At 73.6% G+C, this 21,791-nt stretch carries 16 protein-coding genes; 9 read left to right on the top strand and 7 right to left on the bottom strand.

Annotated features, from left to right (window positions below):
• The first annotated feature begins 21 nt into the window (after positions 1 to 21).
• Positions 22 to 528 carry a GNAT family N-acetyltransferase gene (locus ACGFIA_RS00875; RefSeq protein ID WP_393257762.1) on the top strand — a complete coding sequence of 169 codons (507 nt, stop codon included), beginning with the start codon at positions 22 to 24 and terminating at the stop codon, positions 526 to 528.
• 95 nt (positions 529 to 623) lie between these two features.
• On the opposite strand, the gene ACGFIA_RS00870 is transcribed toward ACGFIA_RS00875, so the two are convergent.
• Complete coding sequence (locus ACGFIA_RS00870) at positions 624 to 1,814, bottom strand: hypothetical protein (RefSeq protein WP_393257759.1); 1,191 nt, start codon at positions 1,812 to 1,814, stop codon at positions 624 to 626.
• A gap of 156 nt (positions 1,815 to 1,970) precedes the next feature.
• Here ACGFIA_RS00870 and ACGFIA_RS00865 point away from each other — a divergent pair, with 156 nt between their 5' ends.
• On the top strand, positions 1,971 to 3,893 hold the full coding sequence (locus ACGFIA_RS00865) for a hypothetical protein (protein WP_393257756.1): 1,923 nt from the start codon (positions 1,971 to 1,973) through the stop codon (positions 3,891 to 3,893).
• Positions 3,851 to 5,635 carry a hypothetical protein gene (locus ACGFIA_RS00860; protein ID WP_393257753.1) on the top strand — a complete coding sequence of 595 codons (1,785 nt, stop codon included), beginning with the start codon at positions 3,851 to 3,853 and terminating at the stop codon, positions 5,633 to 5,635. The genes ACGFIA_RS00865 and ACGFIA_RS00860 overlap by 43 nt, the downstream gene beginning before the upstream one ends.
• A gap of 9 nt (positions 5,636 to 5,644) precedes the next feature.
• Here the strand turns inward: ACGFIA_RS00860 and ACGFIA_RS00855 are convergent, their stop codons facing one another.
• A complete protein-coding gene (locus tag ACGFIA_RS00855; protein ID WP_393258571.1) occupies positions 5,645 to 7,510 on the bottom strand; it encodes a hypothetical protein in 1,866 nt (621 codons plus the stop codon).
• A gap of 118 nt (positions 7,511 to 7,628) precedes the next feature.
• Between ACGFIA_RS00855 and ACGFIA_RS00850 the strand changes: the two genes are divergently transcribed.
• Positions 7,629 to 8,921, top strand: a complete 1,293-nt coding sequence (locus ACGFIA_RS00850) for a PQQ-binding-like beta-propeller repeat protein (RefSeq protein ID WP_393257750.1) — start codon at positions 7,629 to 7,631, stop codon at positions 8,919 to 8,921.
• Here ACGFIA_RS00850 and ACGFIA_RS00845 read toward each other — a convergent pair whose 3' ends face one another.
• The gene (locus ACGFIA_RS00845) at positions 8,922 to 10,190 is read right to left on the bottom strand and encodes a peptidase C39 family protein (protein WP_393257747.1); all 1,269 of its coding nucleotides are present in this window, start codon (positions 10,188 to 10,190) and stop codon (positions 8,922 to 8,924) included. It abuts the gene before it with no gap.
• Positions 10,191 to 10,363: 173 nt separating this feature from the next.
• Here ACGFIA_RS00845 and ACGFIA_RS00840 point away from each other — a divergent pair, with 173 nt between their 5' ends.
• The 5 genes from ACGFIA_RS00840 (at position 10,364) to ACGFIA_RS00820 (ending at position 15,855) form a co-directional block, all read left to right on the top strand.
• Positions 10,364 to 10,492, top strand: a complete 129-nt coding sequence (locus ACGFIA_RS00840; RefSeq protein ID WP_357476123.1) for a hypothetical protein — start codon at positions 10,364 to 10,366, stop codon at positions 10,490 to 10,492.
• Between the two features lie 148 nt (positions 10,493 to 10,640).
• Positions 10,641 to 11,309, top strand: coding sequence for a response regulator transcription factor (locus ACGFIA_RS00835; protein ID WP_357382684.1), 669 nt, complete (start codon positions 10,641 to 10,643; stop codon positions 11,307 to 11,309).
• The gene (locus tag ACGFIA_RS00830; RefSeq protein WP_393257743.1) at positions 11,306 to 12,472 is read left to right on the top strand and encodes a sensor histidine kinase; all 1,167 of its coding nucleotides are present in this window, start codon (positions 11,306 to 11,308) and stop codon (positions 12,470 to 12,472) included. Before ACGFIA_RS00835 ends, ACGFIA_RS00830 begins: the two co-directional genes overlap by 4 nt.
• A 204-nt stretch (positions 12,473 to 12,676) precedes the next feature.
• Positions 12,677 to 15,223 carry a malectin domain-containing carbohydrate-binding protein gene (locus ACGFIA_RS00825; RefSeq protein ID WP_393257740.1) on the top strand — a complete coding sequence of 849 codons (2,547 nt, stop codon included), beginning with the start codon at positions 12,677 to 12,679 and terminating at the stop codon, positions 15,221 to 15,223.
• A gap of 245 nt (positions 15,224 to 15,468) precedes the next feature.
• Positions 15,469 to 15,855 (top strand): VOC family protein, encoded by a 387-nt coding sequence (locus ACGFIA_RS00820; RefSeq protein ID WP_357467471.1) that lies wholly within the window; start codon positions 15,469 to 15,471, stop codon positions 15,853 to 15,855.
• Between the two features lie 57 nt (positions 15,856 to 15,912).
• Here the strand turns inward: ACGFIA_RS00820 and ACGFIA_RS00815 are convergent, their stop codons facing one another.
• From ACGFIA_RS00815 to ACGFIA_RS00800, 4 genes are all read right to left on the bottom strand, one after another.
• Positions 15,913 to 16,689, bottom strand: coding sequence for a hypothetical protein (locus tag ACGFIA_RS00815; protein ID WP_393257735.1), 777 nt, complete (start codon positions 16,687 to 16,689; stop codon positions 15,913 to 15,915).
• A 187-nt stretch (positions 16,690 to 16,876) separates the two neighbouring features.
• A complete protein-coding gene (locus tag ACGFIA_RS00810) occupies positions 16,877 to 18,940 on the bottom strand; it encodes a 3-hydroxyacyl-CoA dehydrogenase NAD-binding domain-containing protein (protein WP_357382692.1) in 2,064 nt (687 codons plus the stop codon).
• Between the two features lie 50 nt (positions 18,941 to 18,990).
• A complete protein-coding gene (locus tag ACGFIA_RS00805) occupies positions 18,991 to 20,187 on the bottom strand; it encodes a thiolase family protein (protein ID WP_357382694.1) in 1,197 nt (398 codons plus the stop codon).
• Between the two features lie 103 nt (positions 20,188 to 20,290).
• Positions 20,291 to 21,613, bottom strand: a complete 1,323-nt coding sequence (locus ACGFIA_RS00800; protein ID WP_357382696.1) for a ribonuclease D — start codon at positions 21,611 to 21,613, stop codon at positions 20,291 to 20,293.
• Positions 21,614 to 21,791: the final 178 nt, after the last annotated feature.

The following is a 21,791-nucleotide window of genomic DNA, read 5'->3' as shown; positions in this document are numbered from 1 at the left end:
CTGGGGTCGAGGGAGGGTGTTGTGGAGATTCGCGAGGCTGGGTTGGGGGATCTCTCGGGGATCGTCGGGCTGCACAGCCGGGCGCGGGTGGCCTACTACGGGGCCGGTGGGCTGCCGGTCGGGGAGGTGCTCACGCCGGAGCTGGCCCGGGAGCAACGGGAGGGCTGGGCGGCGGCGATCACCTCGGCGCACAAGCGGGTGCGAGTCGCCGTCGTGGACGGTGCCGTGGCCGGCGTGCTGGCCATGGGGCCGCCGCATTCGCCCGCCCGGGATCCGCGGACGACGGCGCAGCTCTACCAGATCCACGTCGACCCGAAGGTGTGGGGGCGAGGCGTGGGGAGTGCGTTGCACGCGCTGTTCGTGCGTCACCTGGCGGACGAGGGGCTGGCGCTGGGCGTGCTGGAGGTGTGGGAGCGCAACACCCGGGCCCGCGCGTTCTACACCCGCCACGGTTGGCGCCCCGACGGCACCTCCCGCCCCGGCCCAGCCGAGACCCCCTACCTGGGCATGCGGCTCAGCCCCCGTTGACCCGGTGGGGCGATCATGAGGTTGGCGGTGGTTCGTGTCCGGTTTGTCGCGGTCAACTTCATGATCGACGGGGTGGGCCGACCACGGGGGGCCGGTCAGGGGGTGGGGAGGGAGCGGTACCAGGTTTTCTCGGTGCCGGCCAGGCTGAACGTCTGCCTCTGGTCGGTGTGCTCGACGACCACCAGGCCGGGACGGTCGACCAGGCGCGTCGTGCCGGGCGGAGCGGAGAACGAGACGTCCCGGGTACGCCAGGACAGCACCGCCAGCGGGCGGCCCGGCATCGGCAGGTGGTACGCCTGAAGCGTGGTGGACCGGTCGGCGGGGGAGACCACCGGGGTGCCGCCGTCGGCCGGGCGGTAGACCACAGCCGTCATCGTCCCGCCCGAGGTCTCCCAGCTGAGCTGCTCCAGCTCGCCCGGCTCGCCCTCACCGAGAGCCACCGAGCCGAGTGAACGCGTGGTGATCTTCGCCATCGGCCAGGACTCCGGCGCGGATCGGGGCGCGTCGCGGTCGCCGATGCGCCGCGGCACGCTGCCGAACGGTCCCCGTTCGCCGGCGAGCACGCAGGTGTCCAACCCGGTCAGCGCGCGCCTGCCGGCGCCCGTCTCGTCGCGTACCAGGGGGTAGCGGGGCGCTTCGGTGGCCGTACCCAGGTCGAGGACGCGGTCCGCGGCCAGGCCGCGCGGCAGCGACGTCGTGGGTCGCAGCGTCGCGGTCAGCTCGACGGCCCGGCACTCCGGTACGGCGACCGGGTCGGTGACGCCGTCGGTGCTGCCGAGCAGCTTGCCGTCCGGGCCGGCCAGGCGCTCGACGCGGGCCGAGGTGAGGTAACGGCGGCCGGACGGCTCCCGCACCGGCAGCACGTCGGAGTAGACCAGGTAGCCGCGGTCGGTGTACTCGGTGGCGTGGGCGACCCGCCAGCGCTGCCCGTCCCGGTCGAGTTGCAGCAGCCAGGAGGCGGCCTCGCCGGGCACGTCGGCGGCGACCAGCGCGAGCGCCGACCCGGCCACCTGACCGGAGAAGAGGATGCCGGAGGTGGGCACGTGCACCCGGTCGTCCACCGGGGAGCGCCAGTCACGTACCGCTGTGGTGATCGCGGCGGTGGCGTCGGCGTCGCCGGCCAGGCTGCCGCGTGGCGGCCAGACCGCGAGGGTGCCGTCCAGGCTGTCGTAGCCGACCCGCAGGTCCGTCGGCCGCCGCTCGGCGACCGGCCCGCAACCGGCGGTGACCAGCAGCAGAGCTGCCAGCGTGGTGCCCGTCGTAGCGCCTCGGCGGGCTGAAAACACCCTGATCCCCTCGCCGGTCGTCGGTCGGAAGCCCACATGGTACGAGACGGCCGGTCACCCGGCCGCGCCTGGCTCACCCTTTCGGCCGATCGGCCACTGCGGAACGTGACGGGTGATTCGGGTATCAATATCCGGCTCCGGTAGACTCCGCCGACTGTGACGCCTGCCGAGACCCGCGGCGCCTCGACGCCGGACGCCGCCGCCCCGACGGGCCACCGTGCCGTCACTTTGGAAGCACCCCCGGTGACCGTCGCCGACGCGCCGGCCGAGCCGGAGGCGGCGACCGAGCCCGAGGCGCCGGCCACGCCGGGCGCGCGGCGCGAGCGCCGGTGGCGGTGGCGGTGGACGCGCCGCCGGATCGACCTCCTCGTGTACGGCGGATTCCTGCTCGCCGCGATCTGGGTGACCAGCGGCATCTGGGTCGACCCGGCCGGACGGGTCGCCGCGCTCTACAGCAGCGACCCGGCGCAGGTGCAGTTCTTCCTGGCCCACTCGGTGCGGGTGGTGCTGCACGGCGAGTTCCCGTTCTTCACCGAGCAGTTCAACTACCCCGACGGCGTCAACCTGATGGCGAACACCGCCATCCTGGCGCTGGGCATCCCGATGGTGCCGGTGACCCTCCTGTTCGGACCGGCGGTCTCCTTCGTCACGCTGGTCACGCTCGGCCTGGCCGGCACCGCCGCCGCCTGGTACCGGGTGCTGTCCCGGCACCTGATCCGGCACCGCCCGGCCGCCGCCGTGGCGGCCTGGTTCTGCGGGTTCTCCCCGGCCATGCTGTCGCACGCCAACTGGCACCCGAACATCATCAGCCAGTTCCTGCTGCCGTTCATCGTGTGGCGGGTGCTGGTGCTGATCCGCTCGGCCCGGCCGGTCCGCGACGGCGTGCTGCTGGCGCTGCTGGTCACCGTGCAGGCGTTCATCAACGAGGAGATCCTGCTCTTCACCGCGATGGGCCTGGGCGTGTTCCTGATCGCCGTGGTGGTGCAGCAGCGCGAGCGGTGGGCCGCCGCGTGGCGGCCGCTCGGCGCCGGGCTGGCGGTCTGCGCGGCGCTGGCCGGGGCGCTGCTGGCGTACCCGCTGTGGGTGCAGTTCGCCGGGCCGATGGCGTACCACGGGCTCAGCGACGCGGTGCGCGACTACGGCAACGACATCGCCGCGTTCTTCGCGCCCGGCTCGCCCACCTTCGGCGGCAACGAACGCGCGAACGTCAACCTCGCGCCGAACTACTCCGAGGAGAACGCGTTCTTCGGCTGGAGCCTGTCGCTGCTCGTCGTGGGCATCGTGGTGTGGCTGCGGCGGGACGCGATCGTCCGCGCGCTCGCCGCCACCGGGCTGTTCTTCGCCGTGCTCTCCCTCGGCGAGCGGATCTCCTGGTGGGACCGGGAGATCGCCACCGGCCCGTGGGAGCTGCTGGTGCGGCTGCCGCTGCTCGACGCCGTGGTGCCGACCCGCTTCGGCCTGATCACCGGCGTGACGGTGGCGATCCTGCTCGGGTACGCGGTCCGGCGCCTGTGGGCGCTGCGCGGCGTGGACCGGCGGACCGCCCGCAAGCTCACCGTCGCCGGCCTGGTCCTGGCGCTGCTGCCGATCGCGCCGATGCCGTTGCGGGTCACCACGCGGGAGCCGGTGCCGGAGTTCATCACCGCCGACAGGTGGCGCAAGTACGTCGGACCCGACCAGACGCTCGTCTCCGTGCCGGTGCCCGCGATGGGCAACACCGACCCGATGCGCTGGGCGGCCAGCACCAACCTCGACTTCAAGATCCCCGGCGGCTACTTCCTCGCGCCGCGTAACGGCGTCACCGGCGACCCCGGGCGCTTCGGCGGCCGGCCCAGCGGCATCGGCGAGATGCTGCGCGAGGTGTCCTCCACCGGCCGTACGCCGAAGCTGGACGACCGGCAGCGCCGCCGCTACCTGGACGAGCTGCGGCACTGGAACGCGGCGCTGGTGGTGCTGCCGCGCGACGAGCAGAACGCCGAGCCGCTGCGCCGGACCGTGGAGCAGTTGGTCGGCCCCGGCCGGCAGGAGCTGGACGTGTGGCTGTGGGACGTGCGGAAACTGACCAGCCGGTCCGCCTGACCGAACCGGCGGTCCCCGCCCCCGCGCCCCGCCGTCGCCGGCCCCGCCCGGTCGACGCGCTGGTGGTGGCCGGCTATCTCGGTCTGGCCGTGCTGCTCACCACCGGCCAGTGGCGCCGGCCGGAACGGCTGTTCCACCAGGCCGGCGACCAGATGCTGTTCGAGTGGATGCTGGCCCGGGCCGCCCGCGCGGTCACCGGCGGCGAGAACCCGCTCGCCAGCGGCGCGCTGAACGCCCCGGACGGCGTGAACCTGATGGCGAACACCTCGGTGCTCGGGCTGGGCGTGCCGCTCACCCCGGTCACCGTCGTCTTCGGCTCCCAGGCGGCCTTCCTCGTCGCCGTGACGCTCAGCCTCGCCGGCACCGCCACCGCCTGGTACGCGCTGCTCGCCCGCCGGCTGGTCCGCTCCCGGGCCGCAGCCGCGGTGGGCGGCCTGTTCTGCGGCTTCGCCCCGGGCATGGTGGCGCAGGCCGGGGCGCACCTGCACATGGCCGCACAGTTCCTGGTGCCGGTGATCCTCGCGCTGGTGTTCCGGCCCGCCACCGGCCGGGTCCGGCGCGACGGCGTGCTGCTCGGGCTCGCAGTCGCGTACCAGGTGTTCCTCGGCGAGGAGGTGCTGGTCTTCCTGGCGCTGGCCGCCGGGGTGTTCGCCGGGGCGTACGCGCTCGCCGACCGGGCCGCCGCGCGCCGGCTGGCGCCGGTGGTGGCCCGCCGGCTGGGCATCGGCGCGCTGGTCGCGGGCGTGCTGCTGGCGTACCCGCTGTGGTTCCAGTTCGCCGGGCCGGGCCACTACCGGGGGATGCCGTTCCACACCGAGGGCTACCGGCTGGACGTGGTCTCGTTCGCCGCCACCGCCCGGCAGACGGTCGCCGGGGACGCCCACCGGGCCGGGCTGCTGTCGCCGAACCCGACCGAGCAGAACTCGTTCTTCGGGCCGTTCCTGCCGCTGCTCGCCGTACTCGTGGTGGTGCGGCTGTGGCGACGGCCGCTGGTGCGCGCGCTCGCCGTGTGCGGCCTGCTGTTCGCGCTGCTGTCGCTCGGCACGAGCGTGGTGGTGAACCGGCACGACACCGGGCTGCCCGGCCCGTACCGCCTGCTCGCCGGGGTGCCGCTGCTGGACCTGGTGGTGCCGGCGCGGTTCGCGCTGGTCTGCGTACCGGTGCTCGGGGTTCTGCTGGCGCTCGCAGTGGACCGGGTCCGGGGTGGCGGCGTGCGCACCTGGGCGCCGTGGGCCGGCGCGGTCGCCGCGGCGCTGCTGCCGCTGGCGCCGACGCCGATCCGCACGGTGCCGGTCGCGCCGGTCCCGGCTGTGGTGTCCGGCGGCGGCTGGCGGGAGTACGTGCCACCGGGCCGGACGCTGGTGCCGGTGCCGCCGGTGACCGGTGCGGCGGTCAGCCCCGCCATGTTCTGGTCGGCGCGCACCGGGCTGGCGTTCGACGCGCCCGGAGGCTATTTCATCGGCCCGCGCTCGGCCACCGACGAGGCCGCCCGCTGGGGCGCGCCGGACCGGCCAACGTCGCTGCTGCTGCGCCGGGCCGCCGAGACCGGCCGGGTGCCGCCGGTCGGCGAGGCGGAACGCCGGCAGGCGGTCGACGACCTGCGGCACTGGCGGGCGGCGGCGCTGGTGCAGGCCGACTCGACACCCGGTGACCCGGTCCGCGCCACTGTTGACGCGCTGGTCGGCCCCGGCCGGGACGTGCCGGGCGGGCACCTGTGGGACGTCCGCCCGCTCGCCGGCTGACCGGCAGGGTCACCACCGGTCGCGCACGTCCCAGATCCACACGTCGTCGACCCGCTGCGGCGGGCCGAGCAGCTCGGCCATCAGGTCACGCAGCACCGCCTCGCGCGGGCCGGCACCGAGCACCACCACCGAGGCACGCCAGAAACGCAGGTCGTCCACGGCCTGGCGGCGGTTCTCCTCGGTGATCTCCGGCACCTCGTTGGCGTCCATCGTGGAGTAGATGAGCGTGCTGGTGGGGCGGTTCGGGGCACCGAAGACACCCTCGCCACGTTCGTTCGGGCCGATGAAGTAGCCACCCGGGATCGGGAACTCGTGCCCGGTCAGCGCGCTCCAGCGCAGCGTGTGCAGCCCGTGCACGTTGCTGGGGATCGGCACCGGCACCAGCGTGCGGCCCTCCGGCACGTACGGCCGCCATCCGCCCGCGGTGATGAAGTGCGGCGGCGGGTCGATCCGCTCCGCCGGCAGCGGACGCGGGATCAGCGGCACCACGGCGGCGGCGATGGCGACGAGCCCGGCCAGGCGAAGCACCCGGCGACGCTTGTCGCGCGCGGCCGTCCCGTCGTCGCCGTCGGCCGCGTCGTCGGCGGCGGCGCGGGGGGCGGGCACCGGCGGGCGGCCGGCCCCGGCCAGCGTGTCCCACGCCAGGGCGAGCAGCACGCCCACGGCGGCCACCACGACCAGGCTCAACCGCGTCGGCATCATCATCTCGACCAGCGGCAGGTCGTCCGGCACGTACGCCCACGGCCCGTCGATGTCGGTCTCCGCGCCGTTGAACCGTACGACCGGGCCGATCGAGGCGATCGTGAACACCACCACCAGCACGGCCAGGATCCGGGCCGGCACCGACCGGCGGACCAGCAGCACCAGCGCGGCCAGCGCCACCAGCACCAGCGGCCAGCCGAACCAGGTGTTCTGCTCGGTCAGGCCGATGGTCTTCTCCACCGCCTCGTCGCCGGCGATCGTGTCCCGGGCGAACGTGACGAACGCGACCAGGTCCTCGCCCCAGTTGTGGAAGACACCGCCCTGCAACCCCCGGTAGGACTGCGGGCCGTTGAACTGGAACCAGATCGGGTACGCCGTCAGCAGCAGCGCCAGCCCGCCGCCGAGACCGAGTGCGGCCAGGAACGACCCGGCCCGCTCCCGGGCCGCGCGGGGCCGCTGCACCGCGTACACCACCACCACGACCAGGCAGGCCAGCGCGGTGAGCAGCAGCATCTCCTCGTTGATGAAGATCTGGTACGCGACCAGCAGCCCGAGCGCGAGCCCGTTGCGCCGCCAGCGGCCCGGCTCGCCCAGCCGCAGCACCCGGGCCACGATCAGCGGCAGCAGGAAGTTCGACACGAAGTTGGGCTGCCCGTTGGCGTGGTGCACGATGCCCGGCGCGAAACCGAGGAACGCGCCGCCGACGAACGCCCCGGCCCGGGAGCGGACCAGGTGCCGCGACAGCACCCAGTACGACGTGGCGGCGGTCGCGGACAGCGCCGCGCCCAGGTAGAGCGCGTACATCACCTGCGGGCCGAGCAGCAGCGTCAGCGGCGCCAGCGGCAACGTCACCCCGAGCAGCGAGGTGTTCGCCATCATGTTCACCCCGTCCGGCGCGTTCTGCCGGGTGGTGAACAGCGGGTTCTCGAGGTGCTGCACGGAGTACGCGCCGTGCGCGAACAGCCACTCGAACCAACTGTGGTCGGTGGGCAGGTGCGAGGAGACCCGGTTCTCGACGTCGCCCCAATAGTTGAGGCAGACGAGGACACCGAGCAACACATAGGCTCCGATGGCCAGTATGTCGGCGCGGGCCGGCCGGCGACGGGCGCGGCGCGGCGGATCGGCCACGACGGCGTCCGTCTCGACGGACGAGGGGTTCAACGAGGGGTCCACCACGGGCACGGCCACGACGCGCCATCGTACAGGCGGTTCGTCACATGTCCGGTCACGGCCGGGCGGCGGCCCGGCGCGCGGGAGAGGATGGTCGCGACTACATGGTGCGGCGGCTGACGTGAGCCCGGTGATCGAACTGGGGGAGATGCGGCACGGCGAGTCCGCCGACGAGCCGGTCGCCGCGCCGCCGCGCCGGCCGCCGGGGCCCACGGCGCGAGTGGCGCTCCTCGGCTTCCTGGTGCTGCTGGTGGTGACCGCCGCCGCCGGGCCGCCGCGCCGGGCCGAGCCGATCCGGGTGCCCGCCCCGCAGGGCGCCGCGTTCGTGATCCTGCCCGACCGGGTGGTGGTGGCCGACGGCCCGGCCGCGATCGGCCCCGGTGGACGGGTGGTCGTCGCGCACCGGCTGTCCAGCGGGGAACCCGTCTGGCGGTTCGCGCTGACCGCCGGGGACCACGTGCTCGGGCTCACCGCCGTGGGCGGAGGGCTGCTGGTGACGAGCAGCCCGGCCGGGGACGGCGACTCGGTGTCGGCCATGCTCGACCCGGCCACCGGCACACTGGGCTGGCGGCATCCCGGCTACCCGGTGCGGACCGCGTCCGGTGGGCTGCTGCTGGAGAATCCGCGCCCACCGGGCGCGGGCACCGTGCGGGCCGTGGACCCGGCCTCCGGCGCGGTGCGGTGGACGCTGCCCGTGCCGGGCCAGGAGGTGGGTTACCGCCGCGACGACCACGGGGTGACGCAGCTCGTCCTGGTCACCCCGCAGGGCCGGGTGACCGTGTACGACGCGGACTCCGGCGCGGTCGCGCACACCGGCCGGGTGGCGTCCGTTGCCGACCGCGCCGCCTACCGGTACGCGCAGGTGGTGGCCGATCTCCTGCTGGTCGAGGACGCCCAGGGCTCGGTCACCGCGTACGGGCTGGACCGGCTCGACGAGCGGTGGAGCGTGCCGGTCGGCTCCCGTGCCGGGCTCTGGTTCGCCGAATGCGCCGGGATGGTGTGCCTGCGGAACCAGGTGGGCGGTGCGCAGGCACTCGACCCGGCCACCGGCCGTCCGGCCTGGTCGGACGAGCGCTGGCTCGGGCTGGGCCCGGTCGGCGACCGGCTGATCGCGGCCGAGCGCGGGGTGGGGGAGGAGCTGGAACTGTCGGCGCTGGACCCGCCGACCGGCCGGGTGCTGGCCCGGCTGGGCCGCTGGCGCGTCTCCGGCAACGACCTGCCGTCCGCGCCGCTGATCGGACTGCGCACGCTCACCGAGGACCGGACGCTCGTTGGCGCGCTGGACGTGGCGGCCGGCCAGGTGCGGATCCGGGGGATCCTGCCGGGTGCCTGGTCCGAGTGCGCGGACACGGGTACCGCGCTGGTGTGCCTGCGACCGACCGGTGGCATGGTGATCTGGCCGGTCGGCCGCTGATCACCAGTTGGCCTGTGCCGGTGGCGGCGGCAGCGGCGTCGACTCCGGCCGCAGCACGTACGCGACCCCGCCGCTGCCCGCCTGCCAGGCGCTCTCGAACGGTTCGCGCGGCACGGTGCGGCGGACCCGCTCGTCGTCCGGCGCGTACGGGTCGTTGAGCACCGGGTCGCCGTCGGCGGTGAAGCCGGCCAGCACCATGAGGTGTCCCCGGGTGTCGTAGTCCAGCCCGGGCACCTGGCCGGCGGTGAACGCGGCCGAGACGATCAGCGGGATGCCGGCGGCCACGAACCGTTCCGCCTCGGCCAGCGAGCGCAGCCGGGTGACGAAGGCGTCCACCCCGTGCGTGGCCGCGTACGCCGTGTTGAACGGCCAGTTGCCCGGCCCGCCGAAGGCGTGGTCGTAGCAGTGCCGGGCGGCGTGCACCACCTGGGGGCGGGGGCCGGGCGGCGCCACCCAGGCGTACCGGTCCGGGGTGGGGCCGGCACCCCAGTAGTCGAGCACCATCGACACGCAGGTGGGACTGCACCAGGAGTCGCCGCCGCCACCCCAGCGGGTCTCCCCGGCGGCGTGCAGCCGCTGCGCGTAGCGCGGCACCTCCAGCACCCGTCCCCACGCGCCGTCCGCCCCGCCGCCGGCCGCCTCCGCGCCGCGGGGCGGGTCGGTCGAGGCGACCACGCCCACCGTGCGCAGCACCGGGCCGGCGGGCGCGTCGAGCCGGCGGTGCATCGTCACGCGGGCCTGCCAGCCGGTCACCGTCGTGCCGGTCACCCGCAGCGTGTCGGCGGCGACCCGTGCCCGGTCGTCCTCCTGCCCGGGTACGGAGGCACGGTGCACCGCGCTGTCGTCGGCGGCCCAGTGGCCCAGGTCGTACCAGCCGGTGGCGGCCGTGCCGCCGGCCCAGCCGCGCAGCTCGACGCGCAGCCAGCAGCCGGGCGGGGTGTCGGCGGTCCAGGAGGGCACCAGCTCGGTGACGGCGAAACCGGCGGGTGCCACCGGGGAGGTCCAGGTGCCGGCGGCGTACTCGGCCGTGGTCCCGGAGTGCGGGTCGGTGTGCGTGACCCGGCCCGCCGCGCCGTCGAGCGTCAGCCCGTCCGGCCCGGCACGCAGCCCGTCCGCGTGACCACGGTCCCGGTCCGCCGGGAAGCGGAACCGGTGGTACGCGACGTCGCGGCCGGTCACCGGGGACCCGCCCGGCGTGGACGTGACCTGTGGCTGCTGCGCATGTCGATCATCGCCGCCGAGCATCGCGTACCCGAAGGTTTTCTGCAACGGCGGCGCGTGCCGCCGGGCGCGGCCGACCGTCGCGCCGCGCCGTCACCCAACGTGGCCGGAGCTCGCCCCCGGCACCATCACCCGCGCGCCCTTTGCTCTGCAGCCTTATGCGCGGCGGTAACGGTGGGCGACGGTTGCGCCGGTGGCTGCAGAGCAAAGGGCGCGCTGGGGTGTCTCTGGTGGTGCCGGCCGACTCGCTGTTTCTGCTGCTCATGGCGCTCTGCTTCCGCCGACGTTCCATCCGGCCTCCACAAGTGCTCATCACGGTGCGTGACGTGTCGATGAGCGCGCCGGAGTGACGTTCAGTCACCACCCGGGGCCGGTGGCAGCAGGTGGAGCGCGGCGCGTGCCGGTGCCGCGCCGGTCCGGGGCGACTACCGCGCTCCCCGGCGGTGCGGTTTTGCCTGCCGCACTAGGTTGTCAGGGGTCACGAGGTGGGAGGCCGGGATGCGGGTACTGGTGGTCGAGGACGAGCGCAACCTCGCCGACGCGATCGCGCGCGGGCTGCGCAAGCGTGGGATGGCCGTGGACGTCGCCTACGACGGCGACGCCGGGCACGAGGCGGCATTCGTCACCCGCTACGACGTGGTGATCCTGGACCGCGACCTGCCCGGCGTGCACGGCGACCGGATCTGCGCCGACCTGGCCTCCTCCGGCGCGCTGACCCGGGTGCTGATGCTGACCGCCAGCGGCACCGTCGCCGACCGGGTGGAGGGGTTGCAGCTCGGCGCCGACGACTACCTGGCCAAGCCGTTCGCGTTCGACGAGCTGGTGGCCCGCGTGCAGGCGCTCGGCCGCCGCGCCACCCCGGCGGCGCCGCCGGTGCTGGAGGTGGCCGACCTGGTGCTCGACCCGGCCCGCCGGGCGGTGAGCCGGCGCGGTGTGCCGCTCGACCTCACGAACAAGGAGTTCGGCGTGCTCGCCGAGCTGCTCAAGGCGCGCGGCGCCGTGGTGTCCAGCGAGGAGCTGCTGGAGCGGGTCTGGGACGCCAACACCGACCCGTTCACCACGATCGTCCGGGTGACGGTGATGACCCTGCGCAAGAAGCTCGGCGACCCGCCGCTGATCGACACAGTCGTGGGCGCGGGATACCGCATCGGCGGGGTTCAGCAGTGACCACGCGGACTGCGCGCCGGGTGCGGCCGACGCTGCGGCTGCGGCTGACCCTGCTCAACGGCGTGCTGCTGGTCGGCGCCGGGGCGATCCTGGTGTTGCTGGCCTGGCTGCTGGTCCGCGACGCGCTGCGCCCCACCGACGAGCTGCTACCCGGCACCACAGTGGTGCTCAGCGACGGGCGCAGCCTCGACGCCGGGCAGTGGCAGCGGCAACTGGTCGACGCAGCGTCGCAGGAACTGCTGGTCAAGGGGCTGCTCGCGCTGGTCGCGATCAGCATGGTCGGGGTGGCCGGGGCGTACCTGGTGGCCGGCCGGGCGCTGCGCCCGCTGCACCAGGTCACCGCGACCGCCCGCCGGCTCGGCGAGGCCACGCTGGACGAGCGGATCGGCTGGTTTGGCGCCGACGACGAGGTGGCCGAGCTGGCCGAGACGTTCGACGCCATGCTCGACCGGATCAGCGGCGCGTTCGAGACGCAGAAGCGGTTCGTCGCGAACGCCTCGCACGAGCTGCGTACGCCGCTGGCGGTGATGCGTACCGAAATCGACGTGACGCTCAGCGACGACGACGCCGACCTCGCCGAGTACCGCCGCATGGCGGGCGTGGTGCGCGACGCCTCCGAACGCGCGAACGGCCTGGTCGACGCGCTGCTCGTGCTGGCGCGCAGCGAGGCGCAGACCGGGCGGCGGCTGGCCCGGCGTACCGAGTCGGACCTCGCCATCGGCACCGCCAACGCGCTGTCCGCCGTCTCCCGGGAGGTCGAGCGCATCGGCCTGAAGGTGCACACCTCGCTGCGCCCGGCACCGGTGGTCGGCGATCCCGGCCTGCTCGACCGGCTCGCCGGCAACCTGGTGGAGAACGCGGTCCGCTACAACCACCTGCACGGCCGGATCTGGATCCGCACCGGCACCGACGGGGAACGGTCCTGGCTGGTGGTGGGCAACACCGGCTTCGAGGTCGCCCCGGCCGACGTACCCGGGCTGTTCGAGCCGTTCCGGCGCGGCGGCCAGGAACGCACCGGCGCGCGCGGCTCCGGTCTCGGCCTGTCGATCGTCCGGGCGGTCAGCGACGCGCACGGCGGCACGGTCAAGGCGGTCGCCCAGCCCGGCGGCGGCCTGGAGGTGACAGTCACGCTTCCGTCGGCCGACCCGGCGGCGGCCACCTGACCGCCGATCCGGCCCGCCCGGCCGGTGAGGCCACCTCACCTTTTCGTGCGGACGGACTCGGCTGTCCTGGCCGGACCGGACGGTGGTCGGCTCCGGCGGCGCGGTGGTCGGGCAGAATGCGCCGCCCGCGCTGGACGCGGAGCCGCTGATCAACGGAGAGTAAGCGCAGCGACGCCTCACCCTGCTCACCCACCGGAGCTGCCCGTGACCCACCACTCGGCCTCGCGCCGCCGCCGTCTCCTCGCGGTCCTCACCGCCGGCGCCCTCACCGTAGCCGGTCTCTCTCCGGCCACGCCCGCGGCCGCCGCCGCGCCCGGCCACGACACAGTGGTCCACACCGTCCCCTCCGCCGCCTCGCCCGACGTCCAGGACGGCTCGGTCGACGCGATCCACGACGCCGGTACGAAGATCATCGCGGGTGGCTCCTTCACCCGGGTGCAGAACCGCAACTCCGACGTCGACATCCCCCGCGACTACCTGCTCGCCTTCGACAAGGCCACCGGTCAGGTGGACACCGCGTTCGCGCCCACGCTCGACAACGAGGTGACGGCGGTCGTCGCCGGTCCCACGGCGGGCACGGTCTTCGTGGCCGGCAAGTTCAACACCGTCAACGGCGTGACCCGGCGCAAGGTGGCCCTGCTCGACGTCGCCACCGGGGCGGTCGTCACCAGCTTCGCGCCGCCGGCGTTCAACGGGCTGGTCAAGGACATCGCACTGGTCGGCAACCGGCTGCTGGTCGGCGGCATCTTCACCACGGCCGGCAACCCCAACCCGCGCGGCGGGCTCGCCTCGCTCAACGCCACCACCGGGGCGGTCGACGGCTACCTCACCACGACGTTGACCGAGAACCACAACTGGGACGGCGTCAGCGGCGCCAAGGCCGGCGTCGGCGCGGAGAAGCTCGCCGTCTCCCCGGACGGCACACAGCTCGTCGTCATCGGCAACTTCAAGAAGGCCGACGGGGTGCTGCACGACCAGATCGTCAAGATCGACCTGGGTGCCACCGCCGCCACCGTCGCGGACTGGAACACGGCCCGTTACACGCCGCGCTGCAAGTGGCAGTCGTTCGACTCGTACGTCCGCGACGTCGCGTTCTCCCCGGACAACAGCTACTTCGTGGTGGTCACCACCGGCGCCCCGTACGGCGGGACGCTCTGCGACACCGCGGCCCGCTGGGAGGCCGGCGCGACCGGCGCGAACCTCCAGCCGACCTGGGTCGACTACAGCGGCGGCGACACCTTCCTGTCCGTCGGCATCAGCGAGCAGGCCGTCTACGTCGGCGGGCACCTCCGCTGGCTCAACAACACCGCCGGCACCGACAACGCCCGGGCCGGCGCGGTCGGCCGGGCCAGCATCGCCGCGCTCGACCCGGTAAACGGCCTGCCGCTGTCCTGGAACCCGGGCCGGCACCCGCGTGGCATCGGCGCGTCCGAGATGCTCGTCACCGAGTCCGGGCTCTGGGTCGGCGGCGACACGCTCTGGATCGGCAACTTCCAGTACCGCCGGGAGCGGATCGCGTTCTTCCCGCTGGCCGGCGGCAAGGCGCCGCACCCGACCACCACGGCCACGTTGCCCGGCAACGTGTACCAGGCCGGCCTGCCGAAGCCGACGAACGTGCTGTACCGGGTGAACGCCGGTGGCCCGGTGGTGGCGGCCACCGACGGCGGACCGGACTGGGCGGCCGACACCAGTTCCAGCCCCAGCCCGTACCACAACACCGGCAGTTCGACCTCCAGCTTCAACACGGTCGGCAGCCTGGACTCGACGGTGCCGGCCGGCACCCCGCCCGCGCTCTACAGCGACGAGCGCTACGACCCGGCCGGCGGCGCGGAGATGCTCTGGCAGTTCCCGGTGCCCACCGGCACCGAGGTGCACGTACGGCTCTACCTGGCCAACCGGTACGACGGCACCTCCGCCCCGAACACCCGCGTCTTCGACGTGGCGCTGGACGGCACCGTCGTCCTCGACGACCTGGACCTGTCCGCCAGCGTCGGGCACAACGTGGGCACCATGCGGGAGTTCACCGTCACCAGCGACGGCACCGTCGACATCGAGTTCCGCCACGTCAAGGAGAACCCGCTCGTCGATGCCGTCGAGATCGTCAAGACCGGCCCTCCGCCCTCCGGCACCGGCGAGGAGGTGCAGGTCCGCTCGTACGACGGGCTGACCGGCGTCGGCACGCCCAGCCCGGTGGCGAACCCGGACGAGACCGTGTGGTCGGCCACGCGTAGCGCGTTCTGGGTCGGCGGGACGCTGTTCTACGGCAACGACGGCGCGCTGTGGCGGCGCACGTTCGACGGCACCACGTTCGGCACGCCCGAGCTGGTGGACCCGTACCACGACCCGTACTGGGACACCGTGATCACCAACTCCGGGCCGACCGGGCAGACGTACGTCGGCGCGACCACCGGCTTCTACGCCGAGATCCCGAACGTGACCGGCATGTTCTACTCCGGCGGGCGGCTCTACTACACGCTGACCGGGCAGAACGGCCTGTTCTGGCGCTGGTTCACGCCGGACAGCGGCGTGGTCGGCGCCGACCGGTTCACGGTGGCCGGCGCGAGCGGGTTCGCCGACACGGGCGCGGTCTTCGTGGCCGGCGGCACGCTCTACAAGGTGAACCGGAGCACCGGCGACCTGTCCGCCGTCGACTGGACCAACGGCGCTCCGTCGGGGACGTTCACGGTGCGCAGCGGCCCGGCGGTCGACGGCGTCGACTGGCGCGCGAAGGCGGTGTTCGTCGGCCCGTAAGGAAGGGCCCCTCATTAACGCCTGCGGTAGAGGAAGGGCCCCTTGTTAACAGCTCGCTGTTAACAAGGGGCCCTTCCTTGCACGAGCGGGGTTGTGTGCTCGGCGCGGGCGGTGGAATGATCAACCGGTCAGCCCGAGAGGTGGAAAGGGGGTGTGGTCGATGTCCGTCGTGAACCGTCCCGCGCCCCGCGTTCCCCGCTGACGTCCCACTCCGCCGGGGCGCGTTCCCCACAGGAGGAAGCACCATGAGTGCACAGATCCACTGCGTGACCGTCGAGTCCGACGATCCGTACACCCTGGCCGGCTGGTGGGCCCGCGTGCTCGACCGGCAGCTCGCCGACGACGACCACCCGGACGACCCGGAGGCGGTCCTCGCCGCCCCCGCCGGACAGGGGCCCGACCTGCTGTTCGTCCGGGTGGGCGAGCGGCACGGCAAGGGCGCGTTCCACATCGACCTGCACCCGGCCGAGGGCACCCGGGACGAGGAGGTGGCGCGGCTGCGCGACCTCGGCGCCACGCTTGTGGCCGACCGGCGCCGGCCGGACGGAAGCGGCTGGGTGGTGCTGGCAGACCCCGAGGGCAACGAGTTCTGCGTCTGCCGGAGCTGGGTCGAACGGGCCGCGTCCGCCTGATCCGGAAACGACACCGGGCCCCCGCCGTGACGGCGGGGGCCCGGTGCGTGACGGGTGTCAGTCCTGCTTCTCGATCTCGCCCCGCATGGTGACGAACTCCTTCTGGAGCTCCGCGGCGGACTTGAAGTAGACGACGACCATGCCGAGGCTGCCCCGGTCGGCCCAGATGCAGACGGCCACCTGCTCACCCGAGGCCTTGCCGTCGGAGCACTTGGCGTCGCCGCCGAGCGGACCCGCGTCGACCGTCTTGAAGTCAGTGGTGCCCAGGTCCGGCGTGACCGCCGTGACGGCGTCGTTCAGCTCCTTCTTCGGGTCGGCCATGACGCCGGACACGGCGACGATCATGACCAGGTCCTTCTTCGCCGGGTCGCCGTAGAAGGCGCCGGCCGTGCTCGTCGCGTCCGGCACGTCCTTGCTGAGCGAGGCCTTCATCTGCGTCGCGGCGCTCTGCAGCTGCGGGTCGGTGACCTTCGGCCGGCCGCCGAGCGTCTGCGGCTCGACCACCCGCGTCTTGGTGGCGGTGACCACCTCGTCGACCGTGTCCTTCGTGGCGAAGTAGGCGGCGACACCGCCGCCGACGCAGAGCACCAGGACCACCGCGAGGACGATCAGCAGGATCTTGCCGACGCCGGACTTCTTCTTCGGCGGGACCGGTGCACCGAGCTGGCTGCCGTACTGCGGCTGCTGCGGCGGGTAGTCGCCGCCGTACTGCTGCTGCGGGTTCTGCGGGTAGTCGCCGCCGTACTGCGGCTGCTGCGGCGGCTGGTAGCCACCGGGTTGTTGCTGGGGGGAGGGGTAGTTGCCGGAGTAGGGAGTGGACGGCGGCTGGGACATGTAGGCAGCTCCTGTGAGAAAACTGGACGCGTGATCGTAGCCAGCCCCACCGACAGCCCGCTGTCCGCCCAAGGGCGGCGTCGCCAAACCGCGACCTACCCGTGACCTGGGCCGCAGACGCCGATCGCGGTGGCCGGGCCGTCCGGAACGGACAGCCCGACCACCGCGATCGATGTGTTTGTGCCGGTCAGCGCAGGCTGGCCACGCCGCGCGGCAGGAAGCGCTTGCCGGTGACCCGCTCGGAGGTGCCGGTCCGGTCCAGGTACGGCGTGACGCCGCCCAGGTGGAACGGCCAGCCGGCGCCGAGGATCATGCACAGGTCGATGTCCTGTGCCTCGGCGACGACGCCCTCGTCGAGCATGAGCCGGATCTCCTGCGCCAGCGCGTCCAGCGCGTTCTGCCGGACCTGCTCGGCGGTGAGCGGCTGGTCGCCGACCACGAGCAGCTTCGCCACCTCGTCGTTGATCTGGTCGTCGACCACGATCGGCTGGCCCGAGTCGGCGATCCGCTTGAGGTTCTCGCTGACGCCGAAGCGGTCCGGGAACGCCTCGTGCAGGGTGCCGCCGACGTGGTACGCCACGGCCGGCCCGACGAGCTGCAGCAGCGCCAGCGGGCGCATCGGCAGGCCCAGCGGGTCCAGCGCGCTGTTCGCCACGTCCAGCGGGGTGCCCTGGTCGACGGCCGCGAACACGGTGCCGAGGAAGCGGGTCAGCAGCCGGTTCACCACGAATGCCGGGGCGTCGGAGACCAGCACCGACGACTTCTTGAGCTGCTTGCCGACAGCGAACGCGGTGGCCAGCGTGGCGTCGTCGGTCCGCTCGCCGCGGACGATCTCCAGCAGCGGCAGCACCGCGACCGGGTTGAAGAAGTGGAAGCCGACCACCCGCTCCGGGTGCTCCAGCTCGGCGGCCATCTCGGTGATGGACAGCGAGCTGGTGTTGGTGGCGAGCACCGCCTCCGGCTTGACGATCTTCTCCAGCTCCGCCCAGACCTGCTTCTTGACGCCCAGGTCCTCGAACACGGCCTCGATGACGAAGTCGGCGTCGGCGAAGACGGACTTGTCGACCGAGCCGCTGACCAGGCCGTACAGCTTGGCCGCGGTGCCCTTGTCCATCCGGCCCTTGCTGACGGCCTTCTCGATCTGGGTGTGCACGTAGCCCACACCCTTGTCCACGCGGGACTGATCCAGGTCGGTCATCACGACCGGCACCTGGAGCCGCCGGGCGAACAGCAGCGCGAGCTGGCTGGCCATCAGGCCGGCACCGACGATGCCCACCTTGGTGACCGGCCGGGCCAGGCCCTTGTCCGGCGCCCCGGCCGGGCGCTTGGCCCGCCGCTGCACCAGGTCGAAGGCGTACAGGCCGCTACGCAGCTCCTCGGAGAAGACCAGGTCCGCGAGGGCCTCGTCCTCCGCCGCGGTGCCGGTGGCGAAATCGGCGTCCTTCGCCGTCTCCAGCAGGTCGAGCGCCTTGTACGCGGACGGGACCGCGCCGTGCAGCCGCTGGTCGAGGGTCTGCCGGGCGAAGTAGAGCACGCCCGCCCACATGTCCTTGTCGACCTCGGGCCGGGTGACGGTGACCTCGCCCCGGACGACGCCGGCGGCCCACTCCAGCGACCGCTCCAGGAAGTCGGCCGGCTCCAGCAGCACGTCCGCGACGCCCATCTCGGCCGCCTGCTTCGGCTTGAGCATCTTGTTCTGCATCAGCGGGTTCTGGATGATGACCTGCGTCGCGGCCGGGATGCCGATCAGGTTCGGCAGCAGCTGCGTACCGCCCCAGCCGGGGATCAGGCCGAGCGAGACCTCGGGCAGCGCCAGGGCCGCCGCGCCCGCCGACAGCGTCCGGTAGTGGCAGTGCAGCGCCAGCTCCAGGCCGCCGCCCATCGCCGCGCCGTTGACGAACGCGAAGGTGGGGACGGTGCTGTCCTTGAGCCGGGCGAAGACCCGGTGGCCCAGCCGGCCGATCTCCAGCGCCTGGTCGCGGTTCTCCAGCGCGGGCAGGCTGGTGATGTCCGCGCCCACGCAGAAGATGTACGGCTTGCCGGTGACCGCGATGAACGCCGGCTCCGCCGCCAGCGCGGCGGTGATCGCCTCGTCCAGGCTGGTCAGGCCGGCCGGGCCGAAGGTGTTCGGCTTGGTGTGGTCGAAGCCGTTGTCCAGCGTGATGAGGGCGGCGGGCCGGTCCAGCCCGGGTACGGCCACCTGGCGCAGCAGCGCCTTGGTGACGACCTCGTTCGGTGCGGCGAGGCTCACTGCGACTCCTTCGTTCGCGACTGCGGGGCTCGCAAGCTCACTCCTCGCGCTCACTGATCTCCACCCTCCCAGTGCGGGTTCTCCCAGATCACGGTGCCGCCCATGCCGATGCCGATGCACATGGCGGTGAGGCCGTAGCGGACCTCGGGGTGCTCGGCGAACTGGCGGGCGAGCTGGGTCATCAGCCGGACGCCGGAGGACGCGAGCGGGTGACCGATGGCGATCGCGCCGCCCCACGCGTTGACCCGCGGGTCGTCGTCGGCGATGCCGAAGTGGTCGAGGAAGGCGAGCACCTGCACCGCGAACGCCTCGTTCAGCTCGAACAGGCCGATGTCGTCGATGCTCAGGCCGGCGATGCGCAGCGCCTTCTCGGTCGACGGGATCGGGCCGACGCCCATCACCTCGGGCTCGACGCCGACGAAGCCGAACGACACCAGGCGCATGCCGACCGGCAGGCCCAGCTCGCGGGCGGTCTCCTCGGCGACCAGCAGCGCGGCGGTGGCGCCGTCGTTCAGGCCGGCCGCGTTACCGGCGGTGACCTTGCCGTGCGGCCGGAACGGGGTCTTCAGCCCGGCCAGCTTCTCCATCGAGGTGTCGCGGGGCGCCTCGTCCACGGCGGCCAGGCCCCAGCCCGTCTCCGGGTCGCGGGTCGCCACCGGCACCAGGTCGCCCTGGAGCTTGCCGTTGGCGTACGCCTTGGCGGTCTTCTGCTGCGACGCCAGCGCGAACGCGTCGGTGCGCTCCTTGGTGATGTGCGGGACGCGGTCGTGCAGGTTCTCCGCGGTGGAGCCCATCACCAGGGCGGACGGGTCGACCAGCTTCTCCGCGACGATGCGCGGGTTGGGGTCGACGCCCTCGCCCATCGGGTGGCGGCCCATGTGCTCGACGCCGCCGGCGATGGCCACGTCGTACGCGCCCATGGCGATGCCGCTGGCCACTGTGGTGACGGCGGTCATCGCGCCGGCGCACATCCGGTCGATGGCGAAGCCGGGCACGGTCTTGGGCAGGCCGGCCAGCAGGGCGGCGGTACGGCCGATGGTCAGGCCCTGGTCACCGATCTGGGTGGTGGCGGCGATGGCCACCTCCTCCACCTTCTCCGGCGGCAGTTGCGGGTTGCGGCGCATCAGCTCGCGGATGCAGCGGATCACCAGATCGTCGGCGCGGGTGTTGGCGTACATCCCACCCGCCTTGCCGAACGGGGTACGGACGCCGTCGACGAAGACGACATCCCGAACTTCACGGGGCACTTGGAGCCTCCCTCGGCACGGGCATTTCCCCGGATGCTACTCGTCAGTAACCAGACGTGGCACCACCCCCCGCGTGGCCCACCTCACACCGCCGCCGCCGATGTCACTGCTGCGGGGTGCGCAACGCCTCCGTCAGGGCGGGCAGGAGCAGCCCGATCTGCCACTCGCGGGCTCCGTACCCGCGTAGCGCGTCCGCAACCGTCCCGTCGCTGACCTCAGCCGGTGGCTGCCAGGCCAGCCGGCGGATCGAGTCCGGCGCGATCAGGTTCTCCGCCGGCAGCCGGTGCGCCCCGGCGGTGCCGACCACCACCTCCCGGGCGCGGGCGAGCCGACCGGCGGCCACCGGGTCGCGTTCGGCCCACCGGTGCGGCGGGGGCGGCCCCTCCACGGCCGGGCTCACCGGCAGCGCGTCGTCCGGCAACTGGCGTGCGTCGTCGAGCGCCGCCAGCCAGGTACGCGCCAGCCGGCGCACCGAACGCCCACCGAAACCGGGGAGCGTGAGCAGCGTCTTCTCGTCCTTCGGGTCGAGTTCGGCGGCGGCCACGATGGCCGAGTCGGGCAGCACCCGGCCCGGCGCGGCGTCCCGGCGGGAGGCGATCTGGTCCCGCGCGTACCAGAGGGAGCGCACCCGGGCCTGGGCGCGGGCGCCGCGTACCCGGTGGATGCCGGACGTGCGCCGCCACGGCTCGGCGCGCACCTTCGGCGGGCGGGCGCCGCCCCGCACCAGCGCGTCGAACTCCTCTGCCGCCCAGCCGGACTTGCCCTGCCGCCGCAACTCGTCGTCCAGCGCGTCGCGCAGGTCCACGAGCAGTTCGACGTCGAGCGCCGCGTACGTCAGCCAGGACTCCGGCAGCGGCCGGCTGGACCAGTCGGCGGCGGAGTGGTGCTTCTCCAGGCTGTACCCGAGTAGCTGTTCGGTCAGCGCGGCCAGGCCGACCCGCTCGAACCCGGCCAGCCGGGCGGCCAGTTCGGTGTCGAACAACCGCCGCGGGCGCAGCCCCACCTCGGCCAGGCAGGCGAGGTCCTGGCTGGCGGCGTGCAGCACCCACTCGGTGTCGGCGATCGCCGCGTCCAGGGCGGACAGGTCGGGCAGCGGCAGCGGGTCGATGAGCGCGGTGCCGGCGCCGGCCCGGCGCAACTGCACCAGGTAGGCGCGCTGGCTGTAGCGGTAGCCGGAGGCGCGTTCGGCGTCCAGGGCCACCGGGCCGGTGCCGGCCGCGAAGCGGGCCACGACCTCGTCCAACTCGGCGGGTGTGGCCACCGGGGCGGGCGTGCCGTCGCGCGGCGCGGTCAGGGGGACGGCCGCGTCCGGATCGGTCTCGGTCCCCGCGTCCGCCGGCTCCGGCAGGGCCGGCGTCGGCTGGGCGGATGCCTCCCCGGTACGGCTTTCGGCGGCCCGACGGCGCAGGGGTGGTTCGTCGGTCACCTGACAACCCTAGTAGGCCGGACGATCCGGTGTGCGCAGCCGGTCGGGCGCGTGTCGGCGCGATGGCCGGCAGGTGACCGGAAAGCACGGGTTGCGGAGCCGTGAGAGGGTCGGACAAGAGGGAAGACAAAGCCCGATCCCGCCGGTACGGTCCATCGAGCCGCGAACGGCGTACGGG

Origin of the sequence: Micromonospora sp. NPDC049203 (genome assembly GCF_043197215.1) — a bacterium.
GTDB lineage: Bacteria > Actinomycetota > Actinomycetes > Mycobacteriales > Micromonosporaceae > Micromonospora.
This window is presented reverse-complemented; position numbering and strand designations above follow the sequence as displayed.